This window comes from Streptomyces formicae (assembly GCF_002556545.1).
Classification (GTDB): domain Bacteria; phylum Actinomycetota; class Actinomycetes; order Streptomycetales; family Streptomycetaceae; genus Streptomyces; species Streptomyces formicae_A.
On the sequence record NZ_CP022685.1, the window covers coordinates 6,469,407 to 6,486,487 of the forward strand.

The 17,081-nt window shown below is 70.4% G+C and carries 17 protein-coding genes; 12 read left to right on the forward strand and 5 right to left on the reverse strand.

Annotated elements, in window-relative coordinates; translation table 11 throughout:
* Window positions 1-102 precede the first annotated feature (102 nt).
* The 7 genes from KY5_RS28435 (at window position 103) to KY5_RS28465 (ending at window position 7,431) form a co-directional block, all read left to right on the forward strand.
* Window positions 103-1,242, forward strand: coding sequence for a L,D-transpeptidase (locus tag KY5_RS28435; protein WP_098244894.1), 1,140 nt, complete (start codon window positions 103-105; stop codon window positions 1,240-1,242).
* Between the two features lie 220 nt (window positions 1,243-1,462).
* The gene (locus tag KY5_RS28440) at window positions 1,463-2,704 is read left to right on the forward strand and encodes a L,D-transpeptidase (RefSeq protein ID WP_098244895.1); all 1,242 of its coding nucleotides are present in this window, start codon (window positions 1,463-1,465) and stop codon (window positions 2,702-2,704) included.
* A gap of 86 nt (window positions 2,705-2,790) precedes the next feature.
* Window positions 2,791-3,558, forward strand: coding sequence for an enoyl-CoA hydratase/isomerase family protein (locus KY5_RS28445; RefSeq protein ID WP_098244896.1), 768 nt, complete (start codon window positions 2,791-2,793; stop codon window positions 3,556-3,558).
* Between the two features lie 293 nt (window positions 3,559-3,851).
* Window positions 3,852-4,355, forward strand: a complete 504-nt coding sequence (locus KY5_RS28450) for an ATP-binding protein (RefSeq protein ID WP_098244897.1) — start codon at window positions 3,852-3,854, stop codon at window positions 4,353-4,355.
* Window positions 4,356-4,765: 410 nt separating this feature from the next.
* Entirely contained in the window at window positions 4,766-5,542 is a 777-nt protein-coding gene (locus tag KY5_RS28455; RefSeq protein ID WP_098244898.1) for a polysaccharide deacetylase family protein, read from the forward strand.
* Window positions 5,542-6,786: a YncE family protein gene (locus KY5_RS28460; protein WP_098244899.1), complete on the forward strand. Its 1,245-nt coding sequence runs from the start codon at window positions 5,542-5,544 to the stop codon at window positions 6,784-6,786. Before KY5_RS28455 ends, KY5_RS28460 begins: the two co-directional genes overlap by 1 nt.
* A gap of 90 nt (window positions 6,787-6,876) precedes the next feature.
* Window positions 6,877-7,431 (forward strand): glycoside hydrolase family 25 protein, encoded by a 555-nt coding sequence (locus KY5_RS28465; RefSeq protein ID WP_098244900.1) that lies wholly within the window; start codon window positions 6,877-6,879, stop codon window positions 7,429-7,431.
* On the opposite strand, the gene KY5_RS43270 is transcribed toward KY5_RS28465, so the two are convergent.
* Together KY5_RS43270 and KY5_RS28475 are read right to left on the reverse strand one after the other, a co-directional pair.
* Window positions 7,428-8,189 (reverse strand): endonuclease domain-containing protein, encoded by a 762-nt coding sequence (locus KY5_RS43270; RefSeq protein WP_418952824.1) that lies wholly within the window; start codon window positions 8,187-8,189, stop codon window positions 7,428-7,430. The two genes, KY5_RS28465 and KY5_RS43270, sit on opposite strands and share 4 nt — an antisense overlap.
* 77 nt (window positions 8,190-8,266) lie before the next feature.
* The gene (locus KY5_RS28475) at window positions 8,267-9,289 is read right to left on the reverse strand and encodes a zinc-dependent alcohol dehydrogenase family protein (RefSeq protein WP_098244902.1); all 1,023 of its coding nucleotides are present in this window, start codon (window positions 9,287-9,289) and stop codon (window positions 8,267-8,269) included.
* Between the two features lie 102 nt (window positions 9,290-9,391).
* Between KY5_RS28475 and KY5_RS28480 the strand changes: the two genes are divergently transcribed.
* Entirely contained in the window at window positions 9,392-10,333 is a 942-nt protein-coding gene (locus KY5_RS28480) for an AraC family transcriptional regulator (RefSeq protein WP_098244903.1), read from the forward strand.
* Here the strand turns inward: KY5_RS28480 and KY5_RS28485 are convergent.
* On the reverse strand, window positions 10,275-10,739 hold the full coding sequence (locus tag KY5_RS28485) for an ABA4-like family protein (RefSeq protein WP_098244904.1): 465 nt from the start codon (window positions 10,737-10,739) through the stop codon (window positions 10,275-10,277). The two genes, KY5_RS28480 and KY5_RS28485, sit on opposite strands and share 59 nt — an antisense overlap.
* On the reverse strand, window positions 10,736-11,659 hold the full coding sequence (locus KY5_RS28490; protein WP_234363226.1) for a hypothetical protein: 924 nt from the start codon (window positions 11,657-11,659) through the stop codon (window positions 10,736-10,738). Before KY5_RS28490 ends, KY5_RS28485 begins: the two co-directional genes overlap by 4 nt.
* Window positions 11,660-11,863: 204 nt before the next feature.
* Between KY5_RS28490 and KY5_RS28495 the strand changes: the two genes are divergently transcribed.
* A complete protein-coding gene (locus tag KY5_RS28495; protein WP_098244905.1) occupies window positions 11,864-12,523 on the forward strand; it encodes a MerR family transcriptional regulator in 660 nt (219 codons plus the stop codon).
* A 395-nt stretch (window positions 12,524-12,918) separates the two neighbouring features.
* Window positions 12,919-13,341 carry an RICIN domain-containing protein gene (locus KY5_RS28500; protein ID WP_098244906.1) on the forward strand — a complete coding sequence of 141 codons (423 nt, stop codon included), beginning with the start codon at window positions 12,919-12,921 and terminating at the stop codon, window positions 13,339-13,341.
* A 173-nt stretch (window positions 13,342-13,514) separates the two neighbouring features.
* On the opposite strand, the gene KY5_RS28505 is transcribed toward KY5_RS28500, so the two are convergent.
* Complete coding sequence (locus tag KY5_RS28505) at window positions 13,515-14,207, reverse strand: FadR/GntR family transcriptional regulator (RefSeq protein ID WP_098244907.1); 693 nt, start codon at window positions 14,205-14,207, stop codon at window positions 13,515-13,517.
* Between the two features lie 316 nt (window positions 14,208-14,523).
* Between KY5_RS28505 and leuA the strand changes: the two genes are divergently transcribed.
* Together leuA and KY5_RS28515 are read left to right on the forward strand one after the other, a co-directional pair.
* Window positions 14,524-16,278 (forward strand): 2-isopropylmalate synthase, encoded by a 1,755-nt coding sequence (leuA, locus tag KY5_RS28510; RefSeq protein WP_098244908.1) that lies wholly within the window; start codon window positions 14,524-14,526, stop codon window positions 16,276-16,278.
* Entirely contained in the window at window positions 16,275-17,069 is a 795-nt protein-coding gene (locus KY5_RS28515; protein ID WP_098244909.1) for an ABC transporter ATP-binding protein, read from the forward strand. Before leuA ends, KY5_RS28515 begins: the two co-directional genes overlap by 4 nt.
* Window positions 17,070-17,081 lie beyond the last annotated feature (12 nt).

Consider the following 17,081-nt stretch of genomic DNA (forward strand, 5'->3'; position numbering starts at 1 on the left):
CCCAGCAGGGGGACGGTCGTTGGGACCCACGTGAGACAGGTTGCGAGGCGCGCACGGCGCGCAGGGGCCGCACTGGCCGCCGTATTGACATGGGCAGGTCTGATGGCCGGGGCCGCGGGCTGCTCCGCCGGTGGGATCGACGGAGTTCTCGGGAAATCGCGCTCGCCGGCCGACGCGATCCGGGTGTCGCCCGACGACGACATGAAGGGAGTCAAGGCCGACGAACGGATCGAGGTGAAGGTCCCCGACGGCCGCCTCGAGTCGGTGAAGGTCGTCCGGACGCAGGACGCGCAGGAGTTCGACGTCCCGGGGCGGATCGACGAGGACGGCATGAGCTGGCGGCCCGTCGACGAGGGTCCCCTCGCGCTCGCCGCCAGGTACAAGGTCGACGCGGTCGCCCTGGACGGCCACGGCCGCCGCTCGGCCCGGCACACCACGTTCACGACGTACGTCCCCGACGAGCGCTTCATCGGATACGTGACGCCGGAGAACCGCGCCACCGTCGGCACCGGCATGATCGTCTCCCTGGAGTTCAACCGGGAGATCGAGAACCGCGACGCCGTCCAGCGCGCCATCCACGTCACCGCGCACCCCGCCGTCGACATCGAGCCGCACTGGTTCGGCAAGACGCGCGTGGACTTCCGCCCGGAGAAGTACTGGAAGCCGGGCACGAAGGTCACCGTCGGCCTGCGCCTGCGTGACGTGCAGGCCGCGCGCGGGGTCTACGGCCTCCAGGACAAGAGCTTCTCCTTCACCGTGGGCCGCAGCCAGGAGTCCCTGGTCGACGCGGCCGAACACACCATGGAGGTGCGCCGCGACGGCGAGCTGATCTCCACCGTGCCGATCACCGCGGGCGCCCCCAAGACCACCACGTACAACGGGAAGATGGTGGTCACCGAGATGCTGGAGGTGACCCGGATGAACAGCCGCACGGTCGGCTTCGGCGGGGAGTACGACATCCCCGACGTGCCGCACGCGATGCGCCTGACGACCTCCGGCACCTTCCTGCACGGCAACTACTGGTCCCCGGACGCTCCTGGCAACACGAATGTCAGCCACGGCTGTGTGGGTCTGCGCGATGTGAAGGGCGGCAGTTCACGGACGCCCGCGGGCTGGTTCTTCGACCGGAGCCTCATCGGGGACGTCGTCGAAGTCGTGAACAGCAATGACAAGAAAGTGGCTCCGGACAACGGCCTCGGCGGCTGGAACATGGGATGGAAGGAGTGGCAGCGCGACAGCTGACCGCCGGCCCACCAGCAGGTGATCGCGGGGTGACCGGCGGTCGACCGGCAGGTGATCTTGGTCTGCCCGCACCTCGCGCCCAGTTGGAACGGAACGGTGACATTGGCGGGGAGTCATCGCCGTGGGGCGTGTGGTTATCTAACGCTTGCGCGTGTCTGAAACGCGCGGGGTGCACTGGGGTGCGGGCCTGTGACCAGGCCGTGCGAGGGGAGACAAGATCGTGAACGGGCGACCGATATCGGGGGCTTCGTCGGATACGCGTGGGCGCGTACGGCGGAGGGGCGCCAGGTGCCTCACGGCAGCGGTTTCGGGGGCGACGCTGCTTCTCGTCGCGGCCTGCGGCGGGGGAGGCGGCTCGGACAAGGGCGGCGAGGGCAAGGGCGGCTCCGACAAGAACGCCGCGTCGGCGGCCGTCGTGACGATAGCGCCGAAGGACGGCGCGAAGTCGGTCGCCACCGACGGCGCCCTCAAGATAGGCGCGGAGAAGGGCAAGCTCTCCGAGGTCAAGGTCGAGGACGGCAAGGGCAACCCCGTCCCCGGCAAGATCACGTCGGGCGGCGCGAGCTGGACGCCCGCCCACCACCTCGCGGCGGCCACCACCTACAAGGTGCACGCCGTGGCGAAGGACTCCGAAGGACGCGCGTCCGCCAAGGACACCGCCTTCACGACGCTGACCCCGAAGAACACCTTCATCGGCCAGTTCAACCCGGAGGACGGCTCCGAGGTCGGCGTCGGCATGCCGTTCTCGGTCCGCTTCACCCGGGGCATCACCGACCCGGAGGCCGTCGAGAAGGCCATCGACATCAAGACCGAACCTTCGGTGCCCGTCGAGGGCCACTGGTTCGGCAACGACCGCCTGGACTTCCGCCCCGAGAAGTACTGGGCGGCCGGTACGAAGGTGACCGTCAAGCTCAACCTCGACGGCGTCGAGGGCCGCCCGGGCGTCTACGGCAAGCAGGCCAAGACCCTGAAGTTCACCATCGGCCGCAGCCAGGTCTCCACCGTCGACGCCAAGACGCACCAGATGAAGGTCGTGCGCGACGGCAAGCAGATCAAGAAGATCCCGATCACCGCGGGCGCCCCGGGCACGACGACGTACAACGGCGAGATGGTCATCAGCGAGAAGCTCCAGGTGACCCGGATGAACGGCGACACCGTCGGCTTCGGCGGCGAGTACGACATCAAGGACGTCCCGCACGCCATGCGCCTGTCCACCTCCGGCACGTTCATCCACGGCAACTACTGGTCGGGCGGCGCCTTCGGCAACACCAACGCCAGCCACGGCTGCATAGGTCTGAGCGACGTGCGCGGCGGCTACAGCAAGAAGACGCCCGCGGGCTGGTTCTTCAGCAACTCGATGATCGGCGACCTCGTCGTCGTGAAGAACTCCGCCGACAAGAAGATCCAGCCGGACAACGGCTACAACGGCTGGAACATGTCGTGGGAGAAGTGGAAGGCGTAACGACCACCACCGCTTGACCCGGGACCCGGCGCACTGTGACCAAGTGCACCGGGTCCCGGCGCGTTAGCCCCCGTTAACCTGCTGCCATGACCGCAACCCTCGAAGTCACCGACGGCGTCGGCGTGATCCGCCTCGACCGCCCGCCCATGAACGCCCTGGACATCGCCACCCAGGACCGCATCAAGGAACTCGCCGAGGAGGCCGCGCGCCGCGACGACGTGCGCGCCGTGGTGATCCACGGCGGCGAGAAGGTGTTCGCCGCGGGCGCGGACATCAAGGAGATGCAGGACATGGACCACGCGGCGATGGTCGCGCGCTCCGGGGCCCTGCAGGAGTCCTTCACCGCCGTCGCCCGCATCCCCAAGCCCGTCGTCGCCGCCGTCAACGGCTATGCCCTGGGCGGCGGTTGCGAGCTCGCGCTCTGCGCGGACTTCCGCGTCGCCGCGGACAACGCCAAGCTCGGCCAGCCCGAGATCCTGCTCGGCGTCATCCCCGGCGCGGGCGGCACCCAGCGCCTGGCCCGCCTGGTCGGCCCCTCCAAGGCGAAGGACCTGATCTTCACGGGCCGCCACGTGAAGGCCGAGGAGGCGCTCGCCATCGGCCTGGTGGACCGTGTCGTACCGGCCGCCGAGGTGTACGAGCAGGCGTACGCCTGGGCCGCGCGCCTCGCCAAGGGGCCCGCCATCGCGCTGCGCGCCGCCAAGGAGTCCATCGACGCGGGCCTCCAGACGGACATCGACACGGGCCTCGCCATCGAGCGCACCTGGTTCGCCGCTCTGTTCGCGACCGAGGACCGCGAGCGGGGCATGCGGAGCTTCGTCGAGGAGGGGCCCGGCAAGGCCAAGTTCCTCTGAGGCCCGCCGGGGAGCGCCGAACTGCCCCCGGAGCTACCCCAGTTGGGTCGTGTCAGTCCGCACGTCCCCCGAAGGAGCGGTTTATGGCCGACTTAACGGAACCTTAAGCCCACCCTGCTCGGGGCACTCGGTGATCACCCGTAAGCGAGAAGTCATCGCAGGTCAGGGCCGCTTCCGGCGGCCCGTTCTGCCAGTGGCATATGCCTACCCGACCCCCCGGAATGGTTGGTTCCGGGGGGCCTATTACGCCGGAACGGCCCCGGAGAGCGCTCTGGGCGGCCATGATGGGGGGCATGGCGGGGCTGGAGGGTTATGAACGGCCGCGGCGGCACGGGAGTGCGACCGCGGCACGCTGGTCGCCGGCGGTAGAGGACGAACACGCGCTGAAGGCGCTGGAGTTGTTCGGCAATCCGACGGACGCGGAAGTTCCGCTGCCCTCGCGCCCGGAGTCCGCCGCCATCGCGCGCCGCCTCGCCCAGGTCGTGGTCCTGCGCCACTGGGGGCTCTCCCCGAAGCTCACCGAGGACGTCGTCCTGCTCGTCTCCGAACTCGTGGGGAACGCCGTGCGGCACACCGGCGCCCGCGTCTTCGGCCTGCGCATGCAGCGGCGGCGCGGCTGGATACGGGTCGAGGTGCGCGACCCCTCGCGCGGACTGCCCTGCCTGATGCCGGTCCGCGAGACGGACCTGAGCGGCCGCGGCCTCTTCCTCGTCGACAAGCTCTCCGACCGCTGGGGCGTCGACCTGCTGCCGCGCGGCAAGACGACCTGGTTCGAGATGCGGGTCCTGGACCGCTGACCGTCACCCCGGCGGGCGTGCGGAAGGCGGGTACACGAAAGCCCCCGGGTCGGCCGGTATGTCGGCGCTGCGGGGGCCTGCGTGAAGCGCCGGGACCTGTTGGGGTGTGGTCCACGGCCGCTGATGACGACCTGAGCCCGGGTCAATGGGGGTCGTGTCTCCGACTATGGCAGACGGGGGCCAGCGATCCAAAAGCTCCATTCCGGGCATAGTCGGTCAAAAGGCGACAGTTTAGGGGTGAATCCTTGGTGAGATGGGACACCTGCCTGGTAAACGCTGGCTAAGTGGAGGCTGTGACAGCCGATAAGCAAGGTCCGCCCGCAGGGGCCGACGTCCGGCCACCCCGACCCGTAACGGTCCCGAAGCGGGCAATCAGTACCTTTTTGCCTCTTTACCCATTAAATGGTCGTGTGATCGAGACCGACCGCCGCACCCTCCTGCGCGCGGGCGCCGGACTGGCCCTCACGGGCGCGCTCGCCACCGGGTGCGCCGCGACCGGCACAGGACCCGCCGCGCACGCCCGCCCGCCCGGGGCCAAGACCCCCGGGCCCGCCCCCGCGGCCCCCGCGCCCCGCCGCCTCCCCGGCCTGCCCGACCAGATCACCCACGGCCCCCGCACCCGCCCCCGGGTGGCCCTCACCTTCCACGGCCAGGGCGACCCCGCCACCGCGAAGGCCCTGCTCGACCAGGCCGAGAAGGCGGGCGCGAGAATCACCGTCCTCGCCGTCGGCAGCTGGCTCGACGAGCACCCCGAGCTGGCCCGCCGCATCCTCGAAGGCGGCCACGACCTCGGCAACCACACCCACCACCACCTCGACGTCAACGACATGTCCGAGGCCGACGCCTACGCCGAGATCACCGGCTGCGCGGACCGCCTGCGCCGCCTCACCGGATCCATCGGCACCTGGTTCAGGCCCTCGCGCACCCAGACAGCGACCCCCCTCGTCGCACGGCTCGCCCGCCGCGCGGGCTACCCGCACGTCCTCTCGTACGACGTCGACTCCCTCGACTTCACCTCGCCGGGCGCCCCGGCCGTCACCCGCAAGATCGCCGCCGAGATCCGCCCGGGATCCGTGGTGAGCCTCCACTTCGGGTACGCGGACACGGTCGCCGCGCTCCCCGCCGTCCTGCAAGAACTGGAACGCCGCGGCCTGCGCGCGGTGACGACCACGGAGCTGCTGACCTGATGCACCGGAAACCCACCCCGCCCGGGAATCCCGCCCTGCCCGGGGACCACGCCCCGCCCCGGAGACTCCACCTGACCCGGCGCACCGCGGCCGTGCTCGCCGCCGGCGCCGCGCTCGCCGTCCTCGCCGGCTGCGGCAGCGGCGGCGACGAACGCGCCGACGAGGCGCTCGGCACGGCGGGCATCCGCAAGCCCGCCCAGCCGAAGGCGGCCCCCGGACTGCCCGGCATGCCGCCCGTCCTCGACCCCGAGGACGCCTACGCGGCCGACCGCCCCAACGCCCTCCAGCCCGTCGCCAAGAAGTTCCTGCCGCGCGTCTACGTCCCCAACACCAGCTCCAACACGGTGTCGGTCATCGACCCCAAGACGTTCGAGGTCATCGAGACCATCCCGGTCGGCAACCAGCCCCAGCACGTCGTCCCCTCCTGGGACATGAAGACGCTCTGGGTCAACAACGACCTCGGCGACAGCCTCACCGCCATCGACCCGGTGACCGGCAAGACGGGACGCACCGTCGAGGTCTCCGACCCCTACAACCTCTACTTCACGCCGAACGGCAAGTACGCCGTCGTCATGGCCTCCATGGACCGCGAACTGGTCTTCCGCGACCCGAAGACCATGAACCGCGTCAAGACCGTCCCCGTCACCTGCGCGGGCGTCAACCACGCCGACTTCTCCATGGACGGCCGCTACTTCATCGTCTCCTGCGAGTTCTCCGGCGAACTCCTCAAGGTCGACACCGAGAAGATGGAGGTCGTCGGCCAGCAGAAGATCCCCTTCGAGGGGGCGATGCCACAGGACGTGAAGATGTCCCCGGACGGCAAGACGTTCTACGTCGCCGACATGATGGCGCACGGCATGTGGGTCCTGGACGGCGAGAAGTTCACCAAGCCCAAGCTGCTGCCCACCGGCAAGGGCTGCCACGGCCTGTACGTCAGCCGCGACTCCAAGGAGATGTACATCTCCAACCGGGGCGAGGGCACCATCTCCGTCTTCGACTTCCCGAAGAACAAGCTCACCAAGAAGTGGAAGCTCCCGCAGGGCGGCAGCCCCGACATGGGCGGCGTCTCGGCGGACGGCAACACCCTCTGGCTGTCCGGGCGTTACCACTCCGAGGTGTACGCCATCGACACCCGCACCGGCGTCCAGCTGGCGCGCATCCCGGTGGGCAAGGGGCCGCACGGCCTCGCGGTCTACCCGCAGCCGGGCCGCTACTCGCTCGGGCACACGGGGATCTTCCGTTGAACCATGGATGGTTGACGGTTGACCGTCGCTGACACCGGGCACCAAATGGGCAGCTCAGGAACCTCCCTCCCCCCACTCCTGGAGGCGCCCATGATCCGTGGCATCGACGTCAGTTCGCACCAGTCGACGTCATTCAGTACGGACGGCCTCTCCTTCGTCTTCATCAAGGCGACGGAAGGCCGTTCGTACGTCAACCCGAAAATGACCGCCCAGGTGAAGCGGGCCCGCGACGGCGGCTGCGTCGTCGGCTTCTACCACTTCCTGTGGCCGGGGAACATCGCGGCCCAGGCGGCGTACTTCGTGAGCAAGGCTCCTGAGAAGGCGGGGGACTTGTTGGCGGTGGACTGGGAGTGGACGGGTGAGCACACGGCCGCGTCCAACGGGGAGAAGGACCGCTTCATCCGCGAGGTGAAGCGACTGCGCCCGTCGCACCGGGTCCTCTTGTACACGAACCGCGATTTCTGGCTGAACCGCGATGTGACGTCCTACGCGGGCGACGGCCTGTGGATAGCCGACTACGTGACGGCGGGCAAGCCGCGCATTCAGGCAGACTGGACGATCCACCAGCACACGTCGACGCCGTTGGACAAGAACGTGGCCGATTTCGAGGACGAGGACGAGCTGCGGGACTGGGCCACGCCCTAGCGGCCGTCGAAACTAGCCTCCGCGCCCGCCGTTGACGTTCCCTCCCTGAACCGCTGCGCGGGCGGGCGGGCGATGTAGTCGTTCAGCAAGCTGAACGTGCGGAGCGGGAGGGGGAGTGCCTCGTACCAGGCGAGGCCGTAGGCGTTGCAGTTGCTGCAGACGAGCCCGCGGACACATGAGCCGCAACTCCTTCTCCCTTTGCAGCAGCTGTGGTCGTGATCGATGTGCAGAGCACGTGACTGTGCCACCTCGGCAGATCCGCAGATGGCGCATCGCTCACCCTGGTACGTCCAGAGTTGGTTGATGAATTCCTTGGTCACGTTGTAGTGATTGAGACGGACGCGTTCGGAGTTGCACGGTTTGCAGTAGGGGCGTGGAGCGCCGCCTCGGTTGACCGGTGAGTACTCGGACTTTGGCTTGCTCTCACCGCAGCCGAGGCATTCGATGACGCCGCGCTGGATCATCGCTTGGTAGGAAGAGCTGTCTCTCTTTCGGCGTACTGGTGTTAACGGGCGCCCAGCGGCCTGCTGTTGGTAATGAGCGGTGCACAATTCCTTGGCGGATGCTGCTCTGTCGCATCCGCTGAAAGCGCAGTCGCGGTGTTCTTCGCAGTTGGCGGAATTGCCCCGGAGGGGGGAAGGGCTTTTGCCGCGTCTGGCCTGTGCGTAGTGGGATCGGCACAGGCCCTTGGTCAGAGGGTATTTGTCCGAAGACCGGCCGCAGGCCCACCCGGCCCCGCTTGCTGAACATATGCGCATGACTCGATCAACGAACCGATTGCATCCGGGTCACCGCCGCGCCGATAAGCTGGCCGGAATAGGTTCACCAGTTCGATTTAGATCCGCACCACGACCTTCCCCACATGCCCATTGGCCTCAAGCAGCCGATGCGCGTCCCTGATGCTCTCCAGGCCCTCGAAGACCTCCGCCACGACCGGGCGGAGCGTGCCGTCGCGGACGCCCGATTCGATGAACGCGTTCACGCGGCGTCGACCCTCCGGGTCCTCCGACATCTGCGCATTGGCGTAACCGCGCACGGTGAGCGGCCAGTTGAGCGGCATCTGCATCGGGTGGCGCCGGTCGAGGAAGCCGTAGACGACCACCGTCCCACCGGTCACCGCCGCGCCGGAAAGCTCCGCGAGGCCCGCCCCGCCGACCGCGTCGAAGATCAGCTCGGCGCCCTTGCCGCCGGTGAAGCGGTGGACCTCCTTCACGACGTCCTCCGTGCCCGACGCGATGACCAGGGCCGCACCGTGGTCGAGGAGCCGCTGCCGCTTCTCGTCGGTGCGGGTGACCGCGATCGGGACCGCGCCGATCCGCGCCGCGGTCTGCAGCGCGGCGATGCCGACGCCGCTGGACGCCGCCGTGATCACCACGTGGTCGCCGGGCCGCAGGCCACCCGTCTCCAGCATCCCGCCGTACGCCGTGGAGTACGCGAGCCACGTCGCCGCACCCGTCACCGCGTCGAGTCCGGCCGGGCGCGGCAGGACGGAGTCGACGGGCAGCACGACGCGGTCGGCGTAGACGCCGCGCGCGCTCATCTCGATGCCGGGCCCCGTGAGGACGGCATCGCCGGGGGCGTACGCGGTGACCCCCTCGCCGACGGCCTCGACGATGCCCGCGGCCTCGTAGCCGAGCCGGGACGCGGGCAGGGTCGGCGGGTAGTAGTAGGTCCCCGCGCGGAACAGCGCCTCGGCGCGGTTGAGGCCCAACGCCTCGACGCGGACGAGTACTTCGCCGGCTCCCGGCGCGGGCAGCGGAAGCTCTTCGACCCGCAGGACGTCGGGCCCGCCCACCTCGTCGAAGAGGACTGTCCGTGCGGTGTTCTTCGCGGTCTTCATCGCGGTGTTCTTCGTCATGTCCAAGACGCTAGGCGGGCCGCGCGGCGGCCTCCATGCCTGGTCATCCTGCCTCCATGTCCGTTCGTCTCGCCGTTCAGGGGGCCGGGTTACGGTTCCGTCATGGACGTACTGAGTGATGCGATAGCCGCGATGCGCACCGGGCGCCCGCACGCCGGGCGGACGGAGAAGTACGCCCCGTGGGGCGTGCGGTTCGTCAGCCCCGGCAGGGCGGGCTTCCACGCCGTCCTGGAGGGATCCGCGTGGCTGGTGCACGCGGACGGGGGCGCCGAGCCCGTGCCGCTCGGGGCCGGTGACGTGGTGTTCGTCGCGCGCAGCGGCGGCCACGCGCTCGTCAGCGAACCCGGCACGCCGGTGGAGGAGATCGGGCTGCTCCCCGACGGCACCTGGCCCAAGCCGCCCGCGCTGCGACGGGTCGCGGGGCGCCCGCCGTCCACCGTCATGGTCTGCGGCGCGTACCTCCTCGACGAGAACCGGCCCCACCCGCTCCTCTCCGAACTGCCCGACGTCGTGCACCTGCCCGCGGGCGACGGCGACAACGGCGCGCTGCGTGCCGCACTCGGGCTGCTCGGCGCCGAGTTGGCGGATCCGCAGCCCGGCACCGACACGATCGTCAGCTCGATGCTCGACACGCTGCTTCTCCTCGTCCTGCGCACCTGGTGGCTCCAAGTGCGCGGCAGGGCAGGGGAGTTGACCGGCTGGGCGGCGGCGCTCGCCGATCCGGTGGTCGCGGCCGCGCTGCGCGCCATCCACAGCGACCCCGCGCATCCCTGGACGGTGGGGGAACTCGGTGCGCTCTCCAGCCTGTCGCGGGCGCCTTTCGCGCGCCGGTTCACGGCTTCGGTGGGGACGCCCCCGCTCGCGTACCTGACGTGGTGGCGGATGACGACGGCGGCGGGCTGGCTGCGGGAGCCGGACGACGCCCCGCTCCGTTCGGTGGCCGAACGTGCCGGTTATGCCTCGGAGTTCGCCTTTGCCAAGGCGTTCAAGCGGGAATTCGGGATGGCGCCGGGGCGCTACCGGAAGCTGCGCGCCGCCGGGTGAGCAAGGCCCGCAGCCCCAGGAAGAGCAGCACGCCGAAGGGGGAGAGGAGAATCGTGAGGACGAGGAGGGGGCTCATCACTAGTGGGTGCACGCCGAGCCTGCGCGCCTCCCGGTACATCCACTGTCCGATCAGCAGGTCCCAGGCGATGACCTGTGCCCAGATCGCGCCCGCGCCGTTGGCGTCCTCCATGAGCGCGCGGAATCCGTCGAGGTCGGGGCTTCTGACCGCGGACCAGAGTTCGGGGAAGACGGGCAGCGCGAGCGCGAGGTAGACAGCCAGGACGGGGACGACGGTGAGCGGTGACGCGGCGACGCGGGCCGTGGGTCCCCAGCCGGGGGCGAGGATCATGAGCAGCCAGACCGGCGCGGCGAGCCAGAAGGAGAGGTCGAAGAGGAATCCGGTCACGGGACGAGCTCCTTTTCCATGGGTTCCACGGCTGGCTCAACAACGTTGGCCCGTAGGTGAGTTGAGGCGTGAGGGCGCAGTGCCGCGACGGCCCCCGCGATCGTGGCCGCGGCGATCAGGCCCGCGACCGTGAGCGTCGCGCCGTCCGGGTGGATCAGCGACTGGCCGCGCAGCGCCTGCCACAGGACCAGGGCGAAGACGGCAGCGTACGCGGCGCACGCCACCAGGATGAGCCGCAGCCGGACGCGCGGGTCGGCGAGACGGGCGTAGCGCGGCGCCAGCGCCATCAGCGTCATGAGCAGCAGGGGGAGCAGTTGCAGCGCGTGCATGCCGACGAAGTGCGGGATGCGCAGATCGCCGCCGGTCGTCGACCAGCCCGTCAGGGGCATCGAGGGGCCGCCGTCCGGTACGCCGACGCTGTGCGCGCCGACGATGGGCGACTCGCCCCTGACCTGGCCGGGCGCGGGCTGGGTCATCAGGAAGCCGACGGCGGCTCCGGCGAGCGCGACGGCGATGCCGCAGCGCATCGTCCAGGCGGCGGCGCGGTCGGGGATACGGGCGCGCAGCAGCAGGACCGCGATGGCGAGGGTGCCGAGCCAGAGGACGACGACGGTGACGGCCATCGTGTTGAACAGGGCCTCGTCGAGCGGGGTCTGGTGGTTGAAGTGGCTGCGCTTCCCGCGCACCACCTGCCCGGTGATGATCGCCATCTCGACGGCGCTCGTGGCCGTGACCACGGTCCCCGCCCACCAGCCCGCGCGTCGGCCCCGGTCGAGCAGCGACAGCATCCAGGCGAGCGAGAGTCCGTACGCGACGAACGAGACGGAGAACTTCAGCGGCTTGAACCAGATCCGCGCGCCCACCAGGACCCGGTCGTCGACCACGAGTCCCACGGCGGATATGACGGCGACGACCGCCATCGACGCGGAGAACAGCACCAGAGGTCGGTGCCAGGAGCGCCATAAAGGCAAGGACGGCAGGGGCGGCAAGGGCACAAGGATCCCCTCCAGGGGGGTGTCGAGGGATTATGGATAGCGGCGCTATCTGCTATCCGATAGCGTCACTATCTATGATGGGGAGGGGGTTGGCAAGGGGAGTTCGATGGACGGGAGCGTGGACGGGCCGTGCGCATTGGCGAGTTGAGTCGCAGGACCGGGGTTCCGGTGCCGACGATCAAGTACTACGTACGCGAAGGGCTGCTCGCGCCCGGCGAGTTGAGCAGCCCCAACCAGGCGCACTACGACGAGGCGCACGAGCGCAGGCTGCGGCTGATCCGTGCGCTCCTCGACGTCGGCGGCCTCAAAGTGGCGGCGATCGCCGAGGTGCTCGGTGCCATCGACGATCCGGGGCGCCCGCTGCACAAGGTGCTCGGCGCCGCGGCGGACCGGCTCGGCGGTGCGGGCGGCGCCGACGACGACGCCGAGGCGACGGCCGCGCGCGACGCCGTCCAGGAACTGATCGCGCGGCGCGGCTGGGTCGCGCACGAGTCGAACCCGGCGGGCGAGGACCTGGCGCGGGCGCTTGCCGCCATGGACCGGGTCGGCCACGGGGCGTTCACGGAACTGCTCGACGACTACGCCGACGCCGCCGAGCTCGTCGCCCGCGCCGACCTCGGCTACGTGGGCCGCCGGGTCTCCGTCGACGACGTGGTGGAGAGCGTGGTGATCGGCACGGTGCTCGGCGAGGCGGTGTTCAACGCGATGCGACGGCTCGCGCACGTGGACGCGTCGGCGCGGTCGTACGGAGGGGAGCCCGGGGCTGCCGGGCGGGCGGAGACGGGGTGACCGCCATGTTGTCTCAGGGCCGCTGATCGGTGGCGCGGCGACGGCGTCCGGCGGGCCATGGTCGGCGCCGGACGCCCGCGCCCCTCTGACGCGGCGTGCGGCCCGGGGCCTCACGCGCACCAGCCGTGGCGCGTGAGCGGAAAGGGAGGGGGGAATTCCCGGGGCGGTCGTGAGGGAAGTGCCGTGCGGTGCGGTGTGTGCGGGGGAGGGGAAAGTCCTGAATTCGCCGACGAGTTCCCTCGGTATTCGGTCGCTCAAGCGGAATTCGACTGTGGCTGATTAAGGAACTTGCCAGGAAACTGCCGCCTCTGGAAATGTTAAATCCGTTCGGCGGCCCGACCAGCCGTCGACGCCCAGGAATCGAACTGGACCAGTCGATTGAAAGGGGGAATTCCGTGGCCTCGATGAAGAGCCTGACGAGTTCCATCCAGGTGTTCAGCGACGACACCGATCTCGACGCCTACGACGGCAAGACCGTGTGGACGCGTGACCCGGGTCAGACCTATCAGGTCTGGAAGCTGGAGCTGGTGGGCGAAACCCCGGCAGGAACCGGCATCTACACGATCGAGAGCACCCACTACTCGGGCCAGTGCCTCGAAGCCACCACGCGCGAAGGAACGGTGACGCTGAAGCCGCGCAGCCCCGACAAGCTGTCGCAGCGCTGGGTCATCGACACGGGCGAGGAACAGACGACCATCGAGAGCCGGAAGTTCCCGGCCCTGCTCATCACGGCGAACGGCGTCGACCAGCCGGTCACTCTCACGGAGGCCGTGCCCCAAGCGCCGAATCAGACATGGACCTTCTTCGAAAAGATGTGAGAGAGGTCGCGAATCCCCGCCCGCCGATGATTTACCTCGTCTTCCCGGATGAGGAGAACTGAGCGGCGCGGGCGGCGGAGGGAAAGCCGGCGGGCCCACGTGGAATGTGGGCCCGCCGGTCATTTGTCGGCACGTTCCAAGGCGGTATCGAGCGGGCGGGGCTCGCCGATTCCTCAGCCGTGGTCCTGGAGGAGCCGGAGCGTTTCCCGGAGTTCCGCCCTGGCCACCCGCGCCGCCTCCTCGGAATCCCTGGCCTCCACCGCGCGCACGAGGTCCGCGTGCGCGGCGTCCCCGTGGTTCGACTCCTCCGTCCGTACGTCGATGAGTTCGAGCAGGTCGATCAGGCCCTGCCGCAGCGCGGGCATGAACTCCGCGAACAGGTCGGTGAGTACGGGATTGTGCGCCGCCGCCACGACCGCGGCGTGCAGCGCGATGTCGGCGTCGACGAACGCGGCATCACCCTGCTCCGACGCCGCCCTGCGCCCGTCGAGCGCGGCCCGCATCGCGGCGATGTCCTCGTCGGTGCGGCGCCGCGCCGCGAGCCCGGCGGCCTGCACCTCGACGAGCATCCGCACCTCGTACACGTCGCTGACCGCCGCCCGCCGCAGCCGCGTCGGCCAGTCCGCGACGGGTTCGGTCGCGACGACGAAGACGCCCGCGCCCTGGCGCGACCGCACGAGCCCGGCACCGGAGAGCGCGCGGAGCGCCTCGCGGAGGGTGGAGCGGCCCACGCCGAGTTCCTTGGCGAGGGTCGTCTCGCCGGGGAGCTTGGTGCCGACGGGCCAGTGGCCGCCGGTGATCTGCTCGCGCAGCCGGGCGGCGGCCTGTTCCACGAGGGGGCTTGGACGTACGGAGCCGAGCGGCATGGGGGACCTTTTCGGGGGCGGCGGGATGGGGGATGGGGATGCGCGACGTGGATGGGGCGGAACTTGTCTGAGGAGCAATTGTCCTGGAAGTACTTGCCTGAGGGGTGCCTATCCGCAGCCCACTTGTCTGAGGAGTACTTGTCTGAGGAGCTGAGGTGTGTCTACTGTAGCGCCATGATCTTCCGCGGTCTCCTTCTTCGCGGCTGCCGCGGCGGGGTCTGAAGCGACCGGCACCCCGCCGCGGGATGCCGTGCTGCCGGTCGGCCACCGACCGCGCACCGCAGGCGCGCACCCGAGGATCGAGGATCCGCCTCCCATGAGCACCCTCACGTACGACTGGAACCCCCAGCGTCCTGGGCCGATGCCCCACCACCGCTACCGCCCCTACCAGGAACGCGTCAACGTCCCTGCAGGCCAGCGGAGTTGGCCGGACGCGCGCATCGAGCGGGCGCCCCTGTGGGTCCCCGTCGACCTGCGCGACGGGAACCAGGCGCTCGCCGAGCCGATGGACACCGGGCGCAAGCGCCGCTTCTTCGAGCTGCTCGTCTCGATGGGGTTCAAGGAGATCGAGGTCGGCTATCCGTCGGCCAGCAGGGACGACTTCGCGTTCGTCCGCGAGCTCGCCGCGTCGAGCGCGGCGGGCGGCGGCGCGCTGCCCGACGACGTGACCGTCGTCGTGTTCACCCCCGCCAGGCGCGACCTCATCGAGCGCACCTTCGAGGCCATCGAGGGGCTGCCGCGCGCCGTCGTCCACCTCTACATCCCGACCTCGCCGGTCTGGCGCGACGTGGTCCTCGGCCGGTCGCGGGCCGAGGTGTTCGACGTCGTCAAGGACGCCGCCGAACACATGGCGCGGCTCGCCGACGCGCGGCCCGGTGCCGACATCCGCTTCCAGTTCGCCCCGGAGACCTTCAACCTCACCGAGCCCGACTACGTCCTGGAGGTCTGTGACGGGCTCACCGAGCTGTGGGACGCGAGCCCCGACCGGCCCGTCACGCACAATCTGCCCGCCACCGTGGAGATCGCGACGCCGAACGTGTACGCGGACCAGATCGAGTACCTGCACCGCCACCTCGCCCGGCGCGACTCCGTCATCCTCTCCGTGCACCCGCACAACGACCGGGGCACCGGCGTGGCCTGCGCCGAACTCGCCGTCCTCGCAGGGGCCCAGCGCGTGGAGGGCTGCCTCTTCGGCAACGGTGAGCGCACCGGCAACGTGGACCTGGTGACCCTCGCCCTGAACCTCTACGCCCAGGGCGTCGACCCCATGATCGACTTCTCCGACATCGACGCCGTGCGCGAGGTCGTCGAGCACTGCAACCGCCTGCCCGTGCACCCCCGCCACCCCTACGCGGGCGAGCTCGCGCACACCGCGTTCTCCGGCACCCACCAGGACGCCATCAGCAAGGGATTCGCCCATCACGCCCGCCGCGCCGCCGAGTTGGGCGTGCCGGAGAGCCGGGCGCCCTGGGAGGTGCCGTACCTGCCGATCGACCCGGCCGACATCGGGCGCACCTACGAGGCCGTCATCCGCGTCAACTCCCAGTCGGGCAAGGGCGGCATGGCGTATCTGCTCCGGGACCGGCACGGCATCGACCTGCCGAGGGACCTGCGGCCCGACTTCTCGCGCGTGGTGCAGGAAGCCACCGACGACAGCGGGCGGGAGGCCACCGCGAAGGAGCTGTACGAACTGTTCCGCGCGACGTACGTGGCGCCCGGAAGGGAGGGTGACGTGGCGCTCGACGCGTGGACCGTGGACCGGACCCCCGACGGCGCCCACCGTTTCGTGTGCACGCTCCAACGGGACGGCAGGGCAGGGGACTTCGAGGGCGTCGGCAACGGCCCGCTGTCCGCCTTCGCCGACGCCCTGGCCGCCGCGGGCCTCGCCGTCGACATCCTCGACTACGCCGAGCACGCCGTCGGGACGGGCGGCGCGAGCGAGGCCGTCGCGTACGCGCGGTGCCGGGTCGGCGACGCCGTCCGCTGGGGCGCGGGCCTGGACACGTCCGTGCTGGCCGCCTCCGTGCAGGCCGTGCTCGCCGCCGTGAACCGGGCGGGGGTCACCCGGTGACGCCGAAGGACCCCGTCCTGCACGCCGCCGACGTCACCGTCGTCCGCGAGGGCCGCCCCATCCTGGAGGACGTCACGCTCACCGTCCGCCCCGGCGAGCACTGGGCGCTGCTCGGCGCCAACGGCGCGGGCAAGTCGACCCTGCTCAGCCTCTGCGGTGCGGTCACCCACCCCACGTACGGCACCGTCGAGGTGCTCGGGCGGCGCCTCGGCAGCGTCGACCTGCGGGACCTGCGGGCGTACGTCGGACATGTGAACCCGCGCCACCCGCTGCGCTCCGCGCTCGCGGTCCGCGACGTCGTCCTGACCGGGCTCACCAACAGCGTCGAACCGCTGCCCCGTTGGCGCCCCGCACCCGAACAGGAGGCGCGCGCCGACCGTCTCATCGCCCTGCTCGGCCTCGCGCACCGCGCCCGAGCGCGCTGGCCCACGCTCTCCCAGGGCGAACGCGGCCGCACCCTGATCGCCCGCTCCCTGATGCCGGAGCCGCGCCTGATCCTGCTCGACGAACCGGCCACCGGCCTCGACCTCGCGGGCCGCGAACGGCTCCTCGACAGCCTGGACGCCCTGCGCGCGGCCCACCCGGAACTCGCCTCGGTCCTGGTCACCCACCACCTGGAGGAACTCCCCGCGGGCACCACGCACGCACTCCTGCTCAGGGACGGCCGCGCGCTGGCGTCCGGGCCGGTCGACGAGGTCCTCACCAGCGACCGGATCAGCAAGTGCTTCGACCACCCCGTACACCTGGAACGCAGGGACGGACGCTGGACGGTGCGGGCGTCGCGCGGATAGGCGAGAGGGGCC